Genomic DNA, 18,317 nt, shown 5'->3' with positions numbered 1-18,317 from the left:
GTGCCCCACCCCGCCTTCGCCCAGCCGTCAGTGCGACGGGTAGGTCCGATGCTTTTCGCCGGTGTAGATCTGGCGCGGACGGCCGATGCGGGTGGTGTCGTCACCGCGCATTTCAATCCACTGGGCAATCCAGCCGGGCAGACGGCCCATGGCGAAGATCACCGTGAACATGTCCGTGGGGAATCCAAGGGCCTTGTAGATCAGGCCGGTGTAGAAGTCGACGTTCGGGTACAGTTTGCGGCTGACGAAGTAGTCGTCGTCAAGGGCAACCTTCTCCAGCGCAGTTGCCAGATCAAGCAGGTCGTCGTTGCCGCCCTGTTCTTCGATGATGTCGTGTGCGGTGTGCTTGATGATGGCAGCGCGCGGGTCGTAGTTCTTGTAGACCCGGTGGCCAAAGCCCATCAGCCGCACGCCGCGCTCTTTGTTCTTGACCCGCTCCATGTAGCTTTCAGCGCCGTCGTCGGACTGCGAAATCTCTTCGAGCATTTCCAGCACTGCGGAGTTCGCGCCGCCGTGCAGCGGACCGGCAAGTGCGTTGATGCCGGCGACAATCGACTGGTAGAGGTTGGCCTCCGACGAACCGACCAGGCGCACCGAAGATGTCGAGCAGTTCTGTTCGTGGTCTGCGTGCAGGATGAACAGCAGGTCAAGTGCCTTGCGGACATTCTCACTGTCGGCGAATTCTTCGCCGGTGACGCCGAAGTTGCTGCGGAAGAAGTTGCCGACGAGGCCGTACTGCGGTTCGGGGCGGACGACTGAGTCAACGCCGAAGCGGCGACGGTGGGCAAGAGCGGTCAGAACCGGCATGGCTCCGAGCAGGCGAACGGCAGCTTCTTCCATCTGTGCGTCGTCGTAGACGTCGATGGTGTCCTGGTTGAAGGTGCCCAGAGCCGAAACGGCGGTTGAGAGGATCGACATGGGGTGGGCGTCTTCTGGCATGGCCGCGACGATGTCGTAGACGCCCTGGGGAACTTCCACGTGCTGGGCGATGCGGTCTTCGAAGGCTTTCAGCTGTTCAGCAGTGGGCAGTTCGCCCTTGATGAGGAGGTAGGCGACTTCGACGAATGATGCGTTCTCGGCGAGGTCTTCGATGGCATAGCCGCGGTAGCGCAGGATGCCTTCAGCCCCGTCGATGAAGGTGATGGCGGAAGTTGACGGGGCGGTGTTGCCGAAGCCGGGGTCAAACGTCACACGGTCGCTTTCGGTCAGGAGCTTGCTGATGTTCAGCCCCTCAGTACCGGCTGTTGACCCGATGCCTTCGAGTTCGAGCTCATGGTCATCTACCCGAAGGAAGCCGTCCGCCGCCATTGATTCTCCTCTGTTCGAACTTCGCACTCTCTGTTCCGCTGTGGTTGAGAGACATGAAGAAGATTACCCAATTGTGGGAAAAACAGTAAATCGCTGAGAGTTCACTCAACGTGTGATATTTGAGCTTCCGCGCAGTCGTTGCGCTGCCGCGCAGATCCTGTCGTCCGGTGCTGTCAGGGCAAGCCGGACGTGCTGCCCGCCCTCTGGTCCGTAGATGAAGCCGGGGCCGGCCATAATGCCCAGTCCAGCCAGCCACTCCAGCGTTGCCATGCAGTCTTCGCCGCGGGTTGCCCACAGGTACAGGCCCGCTTCCGAATGGTCGATGCGCAGCCCAGCCTGTTCGACGGCAGGGCGCAGAATCTCACGGCGGCGCCGGTAGGCTTCACGCTGCTGTTTCCAGTGCGCATCGTCGTTCAGTGCGGCAACCATCGCGGCCTGAACGGGCGCGGGAACAATCATGCCCTGATGCTTGCGCGTGGTGGTCAGCTCGCGGATGAGCACCCGGTCGCCCGTGACGAATGACGCTCGGTATCCGGCGAGGTTTGACTGCTTCGACAGCGAGTAAACACTCAGCACACCGCTGCGGTCATCCCCGATGACGTCCGGGTCCAGCACTGACGGGGTCGGCCTTTCGCCCCTCCAGTTGAGAGCTGCGTAGCATTCATCCCCGGCCACCACAGTGCCGTGGCGACGCGCTTCTGCAACGACCGCCCGCAGCTCTTCCAGCGAATCAATGCGACCGGTGGGATTGCTCGGCGAATTGAGCCACAGCAGTCCCACGCCTTCCAGCGATGCTCCCGCGGCAATGTCGGCAGCATTGATGCGCACGCATTCGACACCGGCCAGGCGCGCACCGATTTCGTACGTGGGGTACGCCTGGGACGGGCAGGCCACACGCAGTCCCAGTCGAGCGAGCCCCAGCAGGCTCGGCAGGGCGGCAACGAACTCTTTCGACCCGACGGTCGGCAGGATTTCACTGTCCGGGTCAAGTTCGATTCCCCGCACGCGCTTGGACCAGCTGGCAATCGCTTCGCGCAGCTGTGCCGTGCCGTCGACTGTGGGGTAGCCCGGAGCGTCTGCCGCGGCCCGCAGGGCCTCCTGCACGAGTTCCGGTGTGGGATCGATGGGCGTGCCGATCGAAATGTCGACGATGCCACCGGGGTGTGCTTCGGCTGTCTGCCGTACGGCGGCCAGGCGGTCCCACGGGTAGGCCTCCAGGTGAAGGCCGTAGCGTTCGTAGGTCACTCGTCGTGTTCCTGTTTGGGAAGTGCTGCGACGATCGGGTGGTCGTAGCCGACATTGCCGACTCCGGCGGCACCGCCGGGAGAGCCGAGGTCGTTGAAGAAGTCGACATTGGCCGTGTAGTACTCCGCCCACTCTTCTGGAACATCGTCTTCGTAGTAGATGGCCTCAACGGGGCAGACCGGTTCGCAGGCGCCGCAGTCCACACATTCGTCGGGGTGGATGTAGAGCATCCGCTCGCCTTCGTAGATGCAGTCAACGGGACATTCGTCGACGCAGGCGAGGTCCTTGAGGTCAACACAGGGCTGGGCAATGATGTAGGTCACTGGGGCTCCTTCTGCTGAGCGTGCGGTGACACGCTCCCGGCTGAATTCGTCTGGTCCAAGACTACTCCCCCGCTAAGGTGGTGACGTTTCCAGTCTCGGTCGCCATCGGAGGTCAGAAGAGTGTTCGAACCGCAGCCGGGCATGCGCGTGGTCATCCGCTACAGCGACGGCGGACAGCTGACAGACGCTCTCGGGAGTGTTCTCGCCGCAGATGCTGACTCCGTGACGGTCGACTCCAAGCGCGGCCCCGTGCGGATTGATCGGTCCTCAATTGAGCTCGCCCACGAAATCCCACCGGCGCCTCAGCGCCCCGGCCCTGTCCACTCCACGGTGTCGACAGCGGATCTGCGCCGCATTTCAGCGCAGGTGTGGCTGCCGGGTGAAACCGTGTGGCTCAACCGGGACGCGGTTGCCGAAGAACTCAGCTCTGATGAGGGTGCGCAGTCGGCAGTGGAGTCCGGGTGGCTTCTGCGCGCCGCTCCCGGGGCCGATGCGCGGGCGAACTCCGCCCTCGTGCTCACCGACCCTCAGTTCCCCGCGGAAGAGGCCCTGGGGGCCGTTCAGAAGTGGTACGCCGACCGAGACCTTCACCCTGCCCTGCAGATCTTCTCAGCTGGAGCACAAGGCGAACTCGACTCCGCCTCGGCCCAGGTGTCCCAGCTGCTGCGACCGGCAGGTTTCACCCCCAGCGACACCTGGATCACGATGACAGCTCCGGCCCGCGAAGCCGCTGGTGCCGCCCAGCCGCCGCAGGGGCTCGAGATCGTGCAGTCCGACAGGGCCCACGCGGTGCACTTGTCAGCGTGGGGTCATGACGACACCGAGGACATGCGCGCGCTTGTCCACAGTGCACCGCAGGTGATTATTCTCTCAGCCGTCGCAGTGCACCCTGATGGGTCGAAGTCGCTTGTGGGTGCTGTGCGGCTGGCTGTTGCCAGCAAGTGGGGCTGGTTGGACAATCTGGTTGTCAATCCGCAGCTTCGCCGCCGCGGTGCCGGGAGGGCCCTCGTGCAGGCTGCCGCCCGCTTGGCTGCGGTTCAGGGCATTCGGTCTCTCGGCTGCGATGTTCCCGCGGCAAACGAAGATGCGACGGCGCTGCTGTCCAGTTTGGGCTTTGCGGAGCACCACCGCTTCTGGTTCGCAGTGCAGAACGACGCGGCGCAGAACCAGGGAGCCTAGTCGCACTCAATCCGATTGACCGGCGAGTACACGGTCGTGAACTGATCCTTGCTCACTTTGCCGGTCTCAATGTTCTTCATCGTGCGATAGATCGTGATCGACCAGCCGCCCCTGGGCGATTGCGGTTTGCAGCTCGGCCCGGACTTCTTCACGGTGGACGGACTCGTGTGGGCAAAGCGGCCCGATTTTCCGGCTTCGACTTCGAGAGTCTTCTCACCCTTGATTTCAGCATTGACCTTGCCGTCGGACACCGACATGTGAAGCACGACTGGTTTGTCCGAGGTGTTGGTGAAGGCCATGTCGATCGAATGCCAGTCGAGCGTGGCTTCGCGACCCTCCGGGTAGCGCGAAATATAGCGCGAGTGGGCTTTGTGCTCGTCCAGCTGCATACCGGAGAAGAACGCGGCGTTGAACAGCGTCGTCGACACCTGCGAAACGCCGCCGCCGTAGTCGTCTTTCATCTCTCCACCCGAGATCACACCGGCTTTGCGATAGCCGTTGGCGGCGGTGCGCTTCCCGAGTGCTTTGTTGAGGCTGAACTGCTCACCCGGCTGAACAACGGTGCCGTCGACCTTTCCGGACGCGACTTTGAGGTTCGTGTCTCGACCCGCCTGTGACGAGTACGGGGTGGAGAACTTGCCGATCGTCTCCATCTTCATGTTCTTGGCATCGTCTGTCGTAAATGACGCCTTCTTCGCAGTCAGGGGAACCTCGGCCCTGCGGTCGTCAGCTGACAGGGCGGCGTCGACGGCTTTCTGCACATCAGCGTCCTTTGCCGAAATCCCGTCCTTCGAAGGCACCACCGACATCTTGCCGTCGGAGAACTCAAAGCTGGCGTTCTGGGCTTCTTCGCCCACACCGTCGTTTTCCTCAAACAGCGCTGTCTTCAGCGCCTTGCCGTCGAGTTCCAGAGCGAGTTCGGAGTCTCTGGGAACAAAGGAAGCCGCCTGGGCAATTGCCTTGGGTGAGAGCTTGAGTTCTTCACCGGACTTTTCGCCGGCTGCCTCCAAGATCACCGGGGATGCGACGGCCGGTTCGGCAATATCCGTTTTTGCCCGCTGTGCTTCAGCATCGGTGATGTCGGGCTCAACGGCCTCCGCCTCCGCGCTCAGGGGTTTACCGTCCTGTGCGGGCCACTGGGTCTCAACGGCATCGACAATGTCCGCTGCTGTGACCTCGCGCCCGTTTTTGCCCTCGGTGATTTCCGGCTTGTCCCCGGAGAAGGCCAGCTCGGCGTTCTTCGGAGTCACGCTGAGGTCTTCAGCCAAAGATTCCGCCGTCGTGTCGAGCGCCTGGCTGTCGACCTCAATGGCCAGTGATTTGTGGTTTGGCCTTCCGGTCAGGCCGCGAAAGATGTCAACTGGGTTGAACCGGGCGCCGGTGAGCGCATCGACCGTGTTTTCGGCCGAATAGTCCAGCGAAACATCAGCCGGTGAGAACTCGGCCTCCGTGCCCTCCCCCGCACTGAGCAGGACGGGTGCTTCAGAACGCTCCGCAAGCCCTTCGTCGAGAGCCTTCACGGCTTCCTCGCGGCTCATCGAGCCGATATCGATTCCAGCCACGTGAGTTCCGGCGGGAACAGCCCGGCCCGTCCAAAAAGCCAAAGCCACATAGCCGATGACAACAACCGCGGCAGCCGTCAGGGTGGCCCGCAGAGCTTTTGACATATCAGAGCTTTCGGTTTGTGCGCAGACTCGGCAGGGTGAATGACAAGACGGCGGCGATGATCATGGGTCCGAAAAGCCAGGCCACGGATCGCAGAGTCCCAGTGACCAGGACACTGCCGCCGGGAAGCAGGGCCGGCTGTGAGCCGATGAACGCCGTCAGGCTCATGGTCACCGCGCTGAGCACGAGTGCCGCAGTTGAGCGGTTGGCTTCGGCGACGTACCACAGCACGCAGCCGGCCAGAGCCAGTGCCAAAAGCAGTCCCCACGGCACAATGACCGCCTGTCCGGCAAGATCGAACAGGGACGCTCCCAGATGCTGAAATGTGCCGAGAGCACCGGCGATGAACCCGAGGAAGACACTTGAGAACACCATCGCTGCAGGAGTGGGCGGCTCTGGGTGGTCATCCTCAACCAGGAACTCGAGGATGTCGGCACCGGATGCACCGCGGGGGGCTGTGAAGTATTCGGTGTCCAGCAGCACGGTGCCGATGTTGTTCGACAGGGCGTAGAAATCCCCGGCAACCTGCAGCTGAGTGGCGTGGGCTGCCATCGCGCGGGCTTTGCGGGCGCGCTGAGCGCTGATGTCCTGGCTGAGAACAACAGGGTCTTCGGCCGGGATCGTGGGGACTTTTTGGGCGGCTTCGAAGCCGGTGAGGTCGAAGCCGGGACGGTCCACGTTGAACATCTGGTCGACGGCATCCTGGGGTGTGTCGACGTAGATGATCCGCGCCCGATGTTTGCGTTTGAGCTTCGACATCGCGCGCAGTGTTGCTTCGTGCACGCGCACGTGGTCCGGATGGCCGTATCCCCCGCCTGCCGGGTAGGTCACGACGAGGCGCGGCCGACGGTCTTCGATGACTGCTGCAATATATGCGGCGACGTCATCGACTTTCGCTGCGCACAGCGATTCGGGCGGGGTGTCCGCTGGCACCTGCGCATGGCCGTCAGGACCCCATTCCATTCCCGAGTCCTCAAAGCGGCGTTCTGGCAGCTGACCGGCCCCGCCGGTGGGAGTGCCGAGAAACGCCCAGTCGTCCACGCCGAGGACTCTCATCGCATCGGCAAGCTCGCCCTCCCTGTGGGCGGCCAGCGCTTCGCGGCGGCCTTCCAGGGTGCTTGACAGCGGACCGATGACCTCACCGCCCTCCCCGCGGGTGGCGGTGAGGACCGTGAGGGGCACCTGAGCTTCGCGCAGTCTGGCAATGGTGCCGCCGGTGAGGATAGATTCGTCGTCCGGATGGGCGTGGACGAAGAGGACTCCGTCCATCAGGAATCCCGGCGACGGCGGGCGTTGGCCGCCTTGCGCCGCTCAGCCTGGTCGAGGATGACCTTCCGCAGGCGAATGGCGCCGGGAGTCACTTCGACGCATTCGTCTTCCGCGGCGAATTCAAGGGACTCTTCGAGCGTGAGTCTGCGCGAGGGGGCCAGGTGTTCGAAGCTGTCGGCGCTGGCTGCGCGCATATTCGTGAGCTTCTTTTCCTTGGTGATGTTGACGTCCATGTCTTCGTTGCGGCTGTTCTCGCCGACGATCTGGCCCTCGTAGACCTCCGAGGTGGGTTCGACAATGAACGAACCGCGCTCCTGCAGGGCGATCATGGCGTACGGGGTTGCCGCACCCGCGCGGTCGGCGACGAGCGAACCGGTGTTGCGGAACTCGATTTCACCGGCCCACGGCATGTAGCCGGCGCTGATGGAGTTGGCAATGCCCGCACCGTGGGTTTCGGTGAGGAACCGCGTGCGGAAGCCGATGAGACCGCGTGCCGGGACCCGGAACTCGATGCGGACCCAGCCGGTGCCGTGGTTTGTCATCGACTCCATCTGGCCCTTGCGGCTGGCCAGCAGCTGGGTGACCGCCCCGAGGTTCTCTTCGGGCACATCGACCGTGAGCAGCTCGACGGGTTCGTGCAGGGTGCCGTCGATCGTCTTGGTGACGACCTGCGGTTTGCCGACGGTCAGTTCGAAGCCTTCGCGGCGCATCTGCTCGACCAGCACGGCCAGGGCGAGTTCGCCTCGGCCCTGGACTTCCCAAGCGTCGGGGCGCTCGGTGGGCAGCACCTTGAGGCTGACGTTGCCGACCAGTTCCTGGTCGAGGCGGTCCTTGACCATGCGGGCGGTGACCTTGGTGTTCTTTTCGCGGCCGGCCATGGGCGAGGTGTTGGTGCCGACTGTCATGGAGATCGCCGGATCGTCGATGTGGATGGGCGGCAGCGGGCGCGGATCGTCAAGGTCGGTGATGGTGTCGCCGATCATGACGTCTGGGATGCCCGCGATTGCGAAGATGTCACCGGCTCCGCCTTCTTCGACTGGCACGCGCTCCAGACCGCGGGTTTCCAGCAGTTCGGTGATTTTGACCTGTTTGAGGTCGCCTTCCTTGTTGATCCAGCCGACCTGGGCGCCCTTGCGCAGCACGCCGCCGTAGATCTTCACGAGTGCCAGACGACCCAGGAACGGCGATGCGTCGAGGTTCGTCACGTGGGCCTGCAGCACGCCGTCGTCGGTGACGGTCGGGGCTGGAATGTTCTCCATGATGGCCGCAAAGAGCGGTTCGAGGTCGGTGCCTGCTGGCACTTCGCCGTCTGCGGGCTGTTCGGCCGAGGCGATTCCAGCGCGGGCTGAGGCGAAGATGGTGGGCACGTCGAGAACGGCGTCGACATCGATGTCGGGGTCTTCTTCGGAAAGGTCGCTGGCCAGTCCCAGCAGGAGGTCCTGGGCTTCTTCAACAACACCGTCAATGCGGGCATCCCCGCGGTCGGTCTTGTTGATCAGCAGGATCACCGGGAGTTTGGCCGCAAGGGCCTTGCGCAGCACAAAGCGGGTCTGCGGCAGCGGACCTTCCGAAGCATCGACCAGGAGCACAACCCCGTCGACCATTGACAGGCCGCGTTCGACTTCACCTCCGAAGTCGGCGTGGCCGGGGGTGTCGATCACGTTGATGGTGACGGGCTCACCGGGTGCTGACGGGCCGTTGTAGATGATCGAGGTGTTCTTCGCCAGGATCGTGATGCCCTTTTCACGTTCCAGGTCGCCGGAGTCCATCACGCGGTCCTGGACCTCGCCGTGGTCCCCGAACGCGCCGCCCTGTTTGAGCATCGCGTTGACCAGCGTGGTCTTTCCGTGGTCGACGTGCGCCACGATCGCTACGTTGCGGAGGTTGTTTTTGCGTGATGTCTCAGCTGCCATCAATTCACTTTCTTCTCAGAAGATCCGGGCGCACTGCGTGGGCCCAACCCCTAATTATAAGGCTGTGCCCGGCGCATTCGGGCGGTGTTCACCAGCCGCGCTCCTGCCACTCATCCAGATGTGGTCGCTCCGCGCCGATTGTGGTCGGCGCACCGTGGCCCGGCAGCACTGCCGTGTTGTCGGGCAGCGCGTCGAAGATCCTAGAGCGCAGGTCGGCCATGAGGCTCGCAAAGTCCTCGGCGGACCAGGTTTTGCCGGGCCCGCCGGGAAACAGAGAGTCCCCGGAAATGAGCACGGTGTCCTCGCCGTCGCGGATGATGAGCGCAATAGAACCGGGTGTGTGCCCGCGCAGGTGGGCGATTTCAATGGCAACGTCGCCGACGGTGATGATGTCTCCGTGGTGCAGGCGCTCGGTGATGACGACGCCCGTTTCTTCCTCAATGGCCGCCGCGTCGTATTCTCCTGCCGCGGATTCGGCGCCGGTGGCTGCGAGCGCGTCGCGCAGAGCGCGGATGTGGTCCCAGTGGCGATGTGTTGTGAGCACGCGCTCCACGGGCTCATCCCCTATGAACTGCCTGATGGCGGGCCAGTCGTCCGCCGCGTCGACCAGCAGACGGGCTCCGCTGTCGCGGTCGGTGACCAGGTAGACGTTGTTCTCCATATCCGAAACCGCAGTCCAGCGGATCTCGAGCGAAGGGGTGTTGATCGTGTTTTCGGTCATCTCAGCCTCCCTGACGCACCGGGAAAGGCCCGATGCTGCTGTTATCGTTGAGTCCCAGTCCATCACAGAGAGGGTGTCGTGTTCGAGTCTTCTGCTGTTGCGTGGGCAGTGCTGCTGATATCCGGCGCGTTCGAAGCCATGTGGGCTGCGGCTATGGGTGAATCGTCGTGGTCAATGCGCAAGCGGATCATTGTGTTCAGCATCGGCACGATTGTGTCGATGGGCGGCCTCTACGCGGGCCTGATGGTGATTCCCGTCGGTGCAGGCTACGCCGCGTGGGTTGGGGTCGGCGCAGTCGCCGCTCTTGTCTATTCGGCTCTGCGCGGTCGCGAACAGCTCACACTGAAGCGGCTTTTCTTCGTTTTTGTCCTCATTGCCGGAATCGTGGGCCTGGGGGTGTTCTCGTGAACCGCTTTGCACCCAACACCCGTGCCGGAGCGTGGATTGTTCTGCTGGTCTCCGGAGCGTGTGAGGCCCTGTGGGCACACGCCCTGAGCAGCGGACTGCGAAGCTTCGGCTGGATTCTGCTGTTCTATGCGGGACTTCTGGTGTCTCTGACGGGTCTGCGCTTGGCAATGCGGATCATCCCGATGGGTACCGCCTATGCCATGTGGACGGGGATCGGCGCGGCAACAACCGCCGTGTGGGCGGCTGCTGCCGGTGAGCCGTTTCCCCTGCTCAAGATCGCAAGTCTGGTCCTTGTGGTGATCGGTGTTGCCGGTCTGGAGCTCACCAGCGGCCACGCACGTACTGTGGCGGATACGGAATCCCCCGAGGACTGAGCCCGAGTTCGCAGGCTGCGCGCAGCGGCCACGACGGTTCGCGCAGCGCCGCCCGCCCGATGAGAACGGCGTCTGCCTGGCCCGTGGCAAGTATGGTATGCGCCTGTGCTGGGTCGGTGATGAGGCCGACCGCCGCCGTCGGCACTCCGGCCTGGCGGATTCTCTGCGCAAAGCCGATCTGATAGCCCGGCCCTGCGGGGATGTCAGCCGGAGTGTTCCCACCCCCGGACACGTCGATGAGATCGCACCCCTCTTCGTGCAGAACGCGCGAAAGTTCAACAGCCTCGTCAATCCCGAAACCGCCGTCGACCCATTCCTCAGCGGAGATGCGCACGAGCACGGGAAAGTCTTCCGGCACCCGAGCACGCACCGCGGCCAGCACGTCGCGCAGCAGCTTCCACCGGCCGGTGCCTGAACCGTATTCGTCGTCGCGGTCATTCGACAGCGGGCTGAGGAAGGAATGGATCAGGTAGCCGTGTGCGCCGTGGATTTCGACGGTGTCGAATCCGGCAGCGACGGCTCTTTCGGCGGCCGCACCAAAAGCTTCGACGACGTCCCTGATGTCTTCGGCACTCATGGCAGTCGGTTCGGCAAGCCCCGGGTAGGCGAGGTCACTGGGTCCAAGTGTCGGCCATCCTCCGGCTTCCTTGGACACCGTCCCCTTTTCTTCCCCGGGGAACGGCCGGTGCGTGCTCGCCTTCCGACCGGCGTGCGCCAGCTGAATCCCAATGGCCGCTCCCTGAGCGTGAGCGAAGTCGACAATGGGCTTCCACGCCTGGGCCTGTTCGTCGTTCCAGATGCCTGCGTCCTGCGGTGAGATCCGTCCTTCGGGAACAACGGCGGAAGCCTCGGTGATGATGAGGCCAAAGCCGCCTGCGGCACGCGCGCCGAGGTGCATCAGATGCCACTGACCCGGCACTCCGTCGCGGTTTTCGCACGAGTACTGGCACATGGGTGGCAGCCACACGCGGTTGCGCACGGTGAGTCCGCGCAGGGTCATGGGACTGAACAGCTGTGTCATGGGTCCTCACAGGTGGGTGCGGAAGAACTTGCCCAGGTGTTCGGCGGCGAGTTCGGGGTGTTCGATCATGAACACGTGTCCGGCATCGGGAATGGTGACATGCGTGCCGTTCTGCGCCGTCTCAGCCAACTGCACCATGGACTCCGGTGTGTTGACGACGTCCTGGGCTGCCGATATCCACAGCGTGGGCACCGCAATGTCGGCGGTGCGCTCGGAGAGGTCGTAGTCGGCGAGCGCCTCACAGCACGCGATGTAGGCCTCAGCCGGTGTTGTCAGAAGCTGGTGGGCGGCCATGTGGCCCGCGGCGATGTCGTCATCGAGGAAGCCTGCCGCAAACCACAGGTCGAGTGTGTCCGGCACGGACGGGGCGATGCCGTCTTTGCGCACGCCTGCGATCCTGTCGTGCCAGTCCTGCGGCTGACCGAACTTCGCCGCGGTTGCCACGGGAGCTGCCGCGCGCACCCGGTCGGAGTGATTGAGCGCCAGTTCCTGCGCTACCCCACCGGAGATCGAACAGCCTGCGTAGCCGAAGGAGTCGGCACCGAGTTCGTCGGCAACCGCAACGACGCCTCGGGCCATGGAGGCAACTGACACCGGCTCTTCAGCAGAGAAGTCCCGTCCAGCATCGGCGCCGTGACCGGGCAGTTCCGTGAGAACCACCCGGAAGTCATCGGCAAGCCGTGCTGCGACAGATGCCCACACGGAAGCGTGTGTGCCCAGGGGCGGGCCGAAGATGAGCAGCGGGAGGTCTTCTGATTCGGGGTTGAGAACGGAGTAGGTCAGTGTAGTCATATCAGCTCCAACGGTGAGTGTTCGTTATTTCTTCCTGCGAAGCACACGGCGGTCAGCCGAATGATCCGCCTGATTTCTCCAGATAGCACTGCGGGCAGAGCGACTCATAGGTGACATCAGCCCCCTCGATCGCCACCTGCGAACCGGCGAAGACGAAATCGCCGTCGGCCTTGCGCCCGTTGAACATGGCCTTCTTTCCGCACCGACAGATGGTTTTGAGCTCTTCGAGGGTGTGGGCGATCTCCAACAGCCTGCGCGAACCTGGGAACGCCTGCGTGCGGAAGTCTGTGCGCAGGCCGTAGCACATGACAGGAACGTTTTGGCCCACCGCGATTCGCATGAGGCCCTCAACCTGTTCAGCGGTGAGGAATTGGGCTTCGTCCACCAGAAGGCAGGAAACCGGCTGCACCGGCTGGTCGACGTGGGTGATGAGGGCGGAGGGATCGGCGTACTCGGCGGCTTCGCGGAAAACGGTCTCGACATCGTCGTCTTCGCGCACGAGGATGTCGACGGTGCGACAGACTCCCAGACGCGAAATGATCTTGTCCGCACCCTTTGTGTCGACGTGCGGCTTGGCCAGCAGAATCCGCTGTCCTCGCTCTTCGTAGTTGAACGCAGCCTGCAGGAGTGCTGTCGACTTTCCGGAGTTCATCGCTCCGTGCCGAAAATACAGTTTGGCCACCCTGTCCGTCCTTCCTTCGCGAACGGCAACAGGATACCGGCACCGGCAGCGGCGCCCAGCTGATGCGAGGGCCGCCGGAGGGCGAACCCGCGGATAGATAGAATGGCCCCCGTCAATCCCATAGCGAGTTGGAGTGATCCTCTTAATGGCTAAGATCATCTACACCCGCACCGACGAAGCGCCTCTGCTTGCAACGTATTCGCTCAAGCCGATCGTTGAAGCCTTCGCGCACACCGCCGGTGTCGAGGTCGAAACACGCGACATCTCACTGGCCGGTCGAATCCTGGCACAGTTTGGCGATGTCCTCCCCGAAGACCAGCAGCACCCCGACTCCCTGGCCGAGCTCGGCGAACTGGCCAAGAAGCCTGAAGCCAACATCATCAAGCTGCCCAACATCTCCGCATCCGTTCCGCAGCTGAAGGCGGCTATTGCCGAACTGCAGAGCCAGGGCTACGACCTTCCCGAATTCCCAGAAGAGCCGAAGACCGAACAAGAGCGCGACATCCGCGAACGCTACGGACGTGCCCTCGGTTCGGCCGTCAACCCGGTCCTGCGCGAAGGCAACTCCGACCGACGGGCACCGCAGGCTGTGAAGAACTTCGCCAAGGCCCACCCGCACCGGATGGGCGAATGGACGAAGGACTCTGGCACCCGCGTGGCAACCATGTCCGCTGACGACTTCCGCTCGAACGAACAGTCTGTCGTCATGGAAGCCGACGACACCCTGCAGATCCGCCTGCGCGGCGAAGACGGCGAAACCACTGTTCTCAAGGACGGCCTGAAGGTCCTCAAGGACGAAGTCGTCGACTCGACTTTCATGAACGTCCGCGCCCTGGAGAAGTTCCTCAAGGAGCAGATCGCCCAGGCCAAGAAGGACGGCGTTCTGTTCTCCGTCCACCTCAAGGCCACCATGATGAAGGTGTCCGACCCCGAACTGTTCGGCCACGTTGTCCGCGCGTTCTTCCCGGAGGTCTACGAAAAGTACGGTGAAGAGCTCACCGCCGCAGGCCTCACCCCGGACTACGGCCTGGCAGCCCTGCTCAACGGGCTTGACGCTCTCGACCCCGAAGTTGCTCAGGGTGTCAAGGCCGAAATCGACGCGGGCTTCGAAAACGGCCCCGCACTGGCCATGGTCGACTCCTCGCGCGGCATCACAAACCTGCACGTGCCCTCGGATGTCATCGTGGACGCTTCCATGCCCGCAATGATCCGCGACGGCGGCAAGATGTGGGGCGCTGACGACGGTCAGCACGACACCCTGGCTGTCATCCCCGACTCCAGCTACGCCGGGGTCTTCCAGGCCACCATTGAGGACTGCAAGGCCAACGGCACGCTCGATCCCGCCACTATGGGCACCGTGCCGAATGTCGGCCTCATGGCGCAGAAAGCCGAAGAGTACGGCAGCCATGACAAGACGTTCATCCTCGACCGCCCCGGCACGGTTGAAGTCGTCAACGCCGCGGGCGATGTCCTCATGTCCCACGAAGTCCAGACCGGCGACATCTGGCGCGCATGCCAGACGAAGGACATTCCGATTCGCGACTGGGTCAAGCTCGCTGTGACCCGCGCTCGTCTGTCGGACACCCCTGCCGTGTTCTGGCTCGATGAGAACCGGGCACACGACCGCAACCTCATCGAGAAGGTCAACACCTACCTCAAGGATCACGACACCTCGGGCCTGGACATCCAGATCATGAGCCCCGTGGATGCCGCCAAGCACTCCCTGGCCCGCATCCGCAACGGCCAGGACACCATTTCGGTGACCGGCAACGTGCTGCGTGACTACAACACCGATCTCTTCCCGATCCTCGAACTGGGCACATCGGCGAAGATGCTCTCGGTGGTTCCGCTGCTTGCCGGCGGTGGGCTGTTTGAGACCGGTGCTGGCGGATCGGCGCCCAAGCACGTCCAGCAGGTGCAGCAGGAAAACCACCTGCGCTGGGATTCGCTCGGCGAGTTCTTCGCCATTGCCGAGTCCTTCCGCCACTTCCTGCACTCGCAGGACAACCAGCGTGCCGGTGTTCTCGCAGACACCCTGGACCGGGCAACGGAGACGTTCCTCAACGAGAACCGCTCGCCTTCGCGCAAGGTCGGCGAAATCGACAACCGCGGCAGCCACTTCTACCTGACCCTGTACTGGGCAGAAGAGCTGGCCAAGCAGACTGACGACGCCGAGCTCGCCAAGGCACTGGCTCCCATTGCCGAAGCGCTGCGCGAAAAGGAAGGCGTCATCACCGAGGAGCTGCTGGCTGTTCAGGGCCAGCCGGTCGACCTCAACGGCTATTACAACCCTGCTGACGAAACGCTGAGCACACTCATGCGCCCGTCGCAGACGTTCAACGCGATTATCGACGAGCTGGGCTGAGCGTCGATCTGACAGACAACAGCTGAGGGCCGGAAGTTCACCGCGTCCGGCCCTCAGCGCTGTGTGCACAGTGACAAACCCGATGCCCCGACAAGCTGACCTGCGCGGGCGCGGATGAAAGAATGGGTGCAGAGAGAAAGGACGTCCCCATGACTCAGCCCAACGGCGATCACTCCCCCGTTCCTGAAAGCAGCTCCCCCGAAACCGTCGAACAGGCAGCTGAAACTGCACCCCAGCAGGCACAGACACCGGCACAGTCCCAGGCCCAGACACCGCCGCCTGCTGTGAAGGCTTCCGGCGGACTGTCGGCGGGCATTTGGGCTTCGCTCATCATCGGTGCCCTCATTCTGGTGCTTCTGCTCATCTTCATCATCCAAAACAACGAGCCGACCCAGTTCTACTACTTCGGCTGGGAGTTCACCCTGCCGCTGGGCGTATCCATTCTGCTTGCCGCAATTGCGGGCATCGTCATCGCCGGCATCTTCGGCACAGTCCGCATGTTCATCCTCGGCCGGCAGATCAAACGCGCCAACAAGCGCTGATACGGCAGGCCCACCGAGGATCTGCCACACCCTGAGAAAGGACAGGATATGTACTTCATCGTCGTCAAATTCCGTGTCAAAGACGAGTTCGTGGCCGACTGGCCCAACATCGCCCGCGAATTCACGGAGGCCACGCGCGCAGAGCCGGGCAACCTGTGGTTCGACTGGTCCAAGAGCCTGGAGCGCGATGATGAGTACGTGCTCGTCGAGGGCTTTGCCGATGACGAAGCCGCCAGCACTCACGTCAATTCGGAGCACTTCAAGAAGATGCAGCAGGACTTCCCGCAGCACCTGAAGGAAACCCCGCTCATCGTGTCCCGCAAGGTCGAAGGCAGCGACTGGGACCGCATGGGCGAAATCTCGGTCGACTGACCCTTTAGGGCACACGCAGTCGATGCGTACAGACGGGGACCGCGGAACCTTCCGCGGTCCCCGTTTCTGCTGGTGCCCTAGTCTTCCGAGCTTTCCTCGCCCAAGCTGAAGCTCACTTCGGACTCTGCCCGCACCTCGGCTGTCCTCTCAAGGGTGCGTGCAACACTGCACGTCTTCCCGTGGGCGTGGGCGAGGGCCCGTTCGACAGTGCGCGCAGCGCGGCACGGGCTAGGACTCTTTTGCAAAACGCCCACAACAATACGCCGACAGCGGCTTATCAGCCCGTACAGTGAGAAAAACCTTTGTCTTCCCCATGAAAAGGACTCACATGCGACACCTACCGGCAACACTCGGCGCCATTGGGCTCGCCGTTGCGGTAGCCGTGCCCGCTGCCGCGGCGCCGAGCGCCGGCAGCAGCTCCGAACCGGCACCGCAGGAGACCCCCGCCAGCACTCCGCAGGAAAAGGACAGCGACGGGCAGGATCCCAAGGTCGAAACCGTCAAACAGAAAGTTGACGACGGCACATCGGCCCTCATCAGCGCAACCGGCAAGGGCAATGAAAACTCCGTTGTCATCTTCGGTGCCACATGGTCATCAGACGCTGACCCCACCATCGAGTACCGCTCGAAAGTCACCAACAGCCTCAAATGGTCGATGTGGCAGGAACTCGAGGCCGACCCTGACGAAGGCCCCGACGACGGCTCGAACGAGGCCAACACCCCCGGCACGGGAGCCGTCAGCGCTGCCTACAACGAAAAGATCGAAGTGCGCACCAAGGGCGCACCCGTCACCGTGACCGTCACGACCACCCCGATCACGGACGCCGACCGCACCATGGTCGGCGGCGTCAACGACGAAGGCACATTCTCCTCCCCCGACCTCAACGAACCCGCATCGTCCGCGCCGGAAGCCGACTCCACCTCGGCAGCCGGCAGCGGCCCCATCGCCGGCGGCAAACTCAACGCCAAGAAAGCCGCATCCATCGGCGGCTTCAAGTACTTCTCGCGCAAGCAGTGGGGTGCGCGGAAGGCTCGCTGCTCGACTTCGACGACCAACCGCAACACCGCGACGATCATCCACCACACGGAAGGCTCGAACAGCTACTCCAAGGAGCAGGTTCCGGGCATCCTCCGCGGTATCCAGTCCTACCACCAGGGCAGCCGTCACTGGTGCGACATCGGCTACAACATGCTCGTTGACAAGTACGGCAACATCTACGAGGGTCGCCCCAAGCTCGACAAAGCCGCCATCGGTGCCCACGCATCGAGCGTCAACCGCGGCACGTTCGGCATTTCGGTGATCGGCTCCTACAAGAAGAAGGCGCCTGAGGCAGCAATCAACTCGGTTGCCCGCATCGTCGCCTGGCAGTCCTCGAAGTGGAACTGGAAGATCGACTCCAAGGTCACCCTGACCTCGGCAGGCGGCGCCACCCGCAAGTACCCCAAGGGTGCGAAGATGACCGTGCAGCGCGTATCCAGCCACAGGGACATCGGCAACACCGACTGCCCCGGCGACGGTCTGTACAGCCAGCTGGGTGACATCCGCAAGAAGGCCATCGGCTTCCAGAAGGGCAAGCCTCCGGCACCGGCTGAAAAGCCCAAGAGCCCCATCCAGAAGTTCCACGAGGCCAACAAGTCCAAGACCGGCAAGCCCACGGGCAAGGAGCACGGTGGACTGCCCGGCGGCGGCGCCTACCGTGCGTTTGAAAAGGGCGCGGTGCACCACTCCCCCAAGACAGGCACCCACTTCACCCGGTTCGGCTCCGGTATTCAGAAGGCGTGGGCCGCTCAGGCCTACGAACGCGGCAAGCTCGGCTACCCGACAGGCGAAGAGTCGTGCACCATCAAGGACGGCGGCTGCTACCAGGCGTTCCAGAACGGCTCGATCCACTGGTCGCCGAAGGTCGGTGCGCGCAAGCTCATGTACAACTCCGGTATCCGCAAGGAATGGGCCAAGCAGGGCTTTGAACGCGGCAAACTCGGCTACCCCACAACCGAAGAGTTCACGTGGGGCAAGTACAAGCGCGTCAACTTCGAAGGCGGCTACCTCACCTGGAAGAAGGGTGAAGGAGTAAAGCAGCACAACAAGAAATGATCGTATAAAGCCTGTGGGGCGGCAGTTCTCTGCGAACTGCCGC

Annotated in this window: 17 protein-coding genes; 7 read left to right on the top strand and 10 right to left on the bottom strand. The window is 63.2% G+C overall.

Annotated features, from left to right (window positions below; translation table 11 throughout):
• Window positions 1-27: 27 nt before the first annotated feature.
• From GC119_RS00455 to fdxA, 3 genes are all read right to left on the bottom strand, one after another.
• A complete protein-coding gene (locus GC119_RS00455) occupies window positions 28-1,308 on the bottom strand; it encodes a citrate synthase (protein WP_070573924.1) in 1,281 nt (426 codons plus the stop codon).
• Between the two features lie 105 nt (window positions 1,309-1,413).
• Window positions 1,414-2,553, bottom strand: coding sequence for a succinyldiaminopimelate transaminase (gene dapC / locus GC119_RS00450; RefSeq protein ID WP_070573926.1), 1,140 nt, complete (start codon window positions 2,551-2,553; stop codon window positions 1,414-1,416).
• Window positions 2,550-2,876, bottom strand: coding sequence for a ferredoxin (fdxA, locus tag GC119_RS00445; protein WP_061942434.1), 327 nt, complete (start codon window positions 2,874-2,876; stop codon window positions 2,550-2,552). The genes dapC and fdxA overlap by 4 nt, the downstream gene beginning before the upstream one ends.
• Window positions 2,877-2,996: 120 nt before the next feature.
• Here fdxA and GC119_RS00440 point away from each other — a divergent pair, with 120 nt between their 5' ends.
• Complete coding sequence (locus GC119_RS00440; protein ID WP_070777677.1) at window positions 2,997-4,055, top strand: GNAT family N-acetyltransferase; 1,059 nt, start codon at window positions 2,997-2,999, stop codon at window positions 4,053-4,055.
• Here GC119_RS00440 and GC119_RS00435 read toward each other — a convergent pair.
• The 4 genes from GC119_RS00435 to GC119_RS00420 all read right to left on the bottom strand — a co-directional run bounded on the left by GC119_RS00435 (window position 4,052) and on the right by GC119_RS00420 (window position 9,623).
• Window positions 4,052-5,722 (bottom strand): VanW family protein, encoded by a 1,671-nt coding sequence (locus tag GC119_RS00435; RefSeq protein WP_070573930.1) that lies wholly within the window; start codon window positions 5,720-5,722, stop codon window positions 4,052-4,054. The two genes, GC119_RS00440 and GC119_RS00435, sit on opposite strands and share 4 nt — an antisense overlap.
• A 1-nt stretch (window position 5,723) precedes the next feature.
• Window positions 5,724-6,989, bottom strand: a complete 1,266-nt coding sequence (locus tag GC119_RS00430; RefSeq protein WP_070573932.1) for a PIG-L family deacetylase — start codon at window positions 6,987-6,989, stop codon at window positions 5,724-5,726.
• Window positions 6,989-8,902, bottom strand: a complete 1,914-nt coding sequence (gene typA / locus GC119_RS00425; protein WP_070573934.1) for a translational GTPase TypA — start codon at window positions 8,900-8,902, stop codon at window positions 6,989-6,991. Before typA ends, GC119_RS00430 begins: the two co-directional genes overlap by 1 nt.
• A gap of 88 nt (window positions 8,903-8,990) precedes the next feature.
• Complete coding sequence (locus tag GC119_RS00420; RefSeq protein ID WP_070573936.1) at window positions 8,991-9,623, bottom strand: MBL fold metallo-hydrolase; 633 nt, start codon at window positions 9,621-9,623, stop codon at window positions 8,991-8,993.
• 78 nt (window positions 9,624-9,701) lie between these two features.
• Between GC119_RS00420 and GC119_RS00415 the strand changes: the two genes are divergently transcribed.
• Complete coding sequence (locus GC119_RS00415; RefSeq protein WP_083304112.1) at window positions 9,702-10,031, top strand: DMT family transporter; 330 nt, start codon at window positions 9,702-9,704, stop codon at window positions 10,029-10,031.
• Window positions 10,028-10,405, top strand: coding sequence for a DMT family transporter (locus tag GC119_RS00410; RefSeq protein WP_070573938.1), 378 nt, complete (start codon window positions 10,028-10,030; stop codon window positions 10,403-10,405). Before GC119_RS00415 ends, GC119_RS00410 begins: the two co-directional genes overlap by 4 nt.
• Here the strand turns inward: GC119_RS00410 and GC119_RS00405 are convergent.
• From GC119_RS00405 to GC119_RS00395, 3 genes are read right to left on the bottom strand one after another with little or no spacing between them, the layout of a single operon-like run.
• Complete coding sequence (locus tag GC119_RS00405) at window positions 10,353-11,426, bottom strand: NADH:flavin oxidoreductase/NADH oxidase (RefSeq protein ID WP_070573940.1); 1,074 nt, start codon at window positions 11,424-11,426, stop codon at window positions 10,353-10,355. The two genes, GC119_RS00410 and GC119_RS00405, sit on opposite strands and share 53 nt — an antisense overlap.
• 6 nt (window positions 11,427-11,432) lie before the next feature.
• Complete coding sequence (locus GC119_RS00400; RefSeq protein WP_070573942.1) at window positions 11,433-12,218, bottom strand: alpha/beta fold hydrolase; 786 nt, start codon at window positions 12,216-12,218, stop codon at window positions 11,433-11,435.
• Between the two features lie 52 nt (window positions 12,219-12,270).
• The gene (locus GC119_RS00395; RefSeq protein ID WP_070573944.1) at window positions 12,271-12,900 is read right to left on the bottom strand and encodes a thymidine kinase; all 630 of its coding nucleotides are present in this window, start codon (window positions 12,898-12,900) and stop codon (window positions 12,271-12,273) included.
• 145 nt (window positions 12,901-13,045) lie between these two features.
• On the opposite strand from GC119_RS00395, the gene GC119_RS00390 reads away from it, so the two are divergent.
• The 4 genes from GC119_RS00390 to GC119_RS00375 all read left to right on the top strand — a co-directional run bounded on the left by GC119_RS00390 (window position 13,046) and on the right by GC119_RS00375 (window position 18,274).
• Window positions 13,046-15,265 carry an NADP-dependent isocitrate dehydrogenase gene (locus GC119_RS00390; RefSeq protein WP_070573946.1) on the top strand — a complete coding sequence of 740 codons (2,220 nt, stop codon included), beginning with the start codon at window positions 13,046-13,048 and terminating at the stop codon, window positions 15,263-15,265.
• Window positions 15,266-15,414: 149 nt separating this feature from the next.
• On the top strand, window positions 15,415-15,807 hold the full coding sequence (locus GC119_RS00385; protein ID WP_070573948.1) for a lipopolysaccharide assembly LapA domain-containing protein: 393 nt from the start codon (window positions 15,415-15,417) through the stop codon (window positions 15,805-15,807).
• Between the two features lie 48 nt (window positions 15,808-15,855).
• Entirely contained in the window at window positions 15,856-16,179 is a 324-nt protein-coding gene (locus GC119_RS00380) for a putative quinol monooxygenase (RefSeq protein ID WP_070573950.1), read from the top strand.
• Between the two features lie 328 nt (window positions 16,180-16,507).
• Window positions 16,508-18,274: an N-acetylmuramoyl-L-alanine amidase gene (locus GC119_RS00375; protein ID WP_070573951.1), complete on the top strand. Its 1,767-nt coding sequence runs from the start codon at window positions 16,508-16,510 to the stop codon at window positions 18,272-18,274.
• Window positions 18,275-18,317: the final 43 nt, after the last annotated feature.

Source organism: Brevibacterium sp. Marseille-P9724, from assembly GCF_902500275.1.
Classification (GTDB): Bacteria; Actinomycetota; Actinomycetes; order Actinomycetales; family Brevibacteriaceae; genus Brevibacterium.
This window is presented reverse-complemented; position numbering and strand designations above follow the sequence as displayed.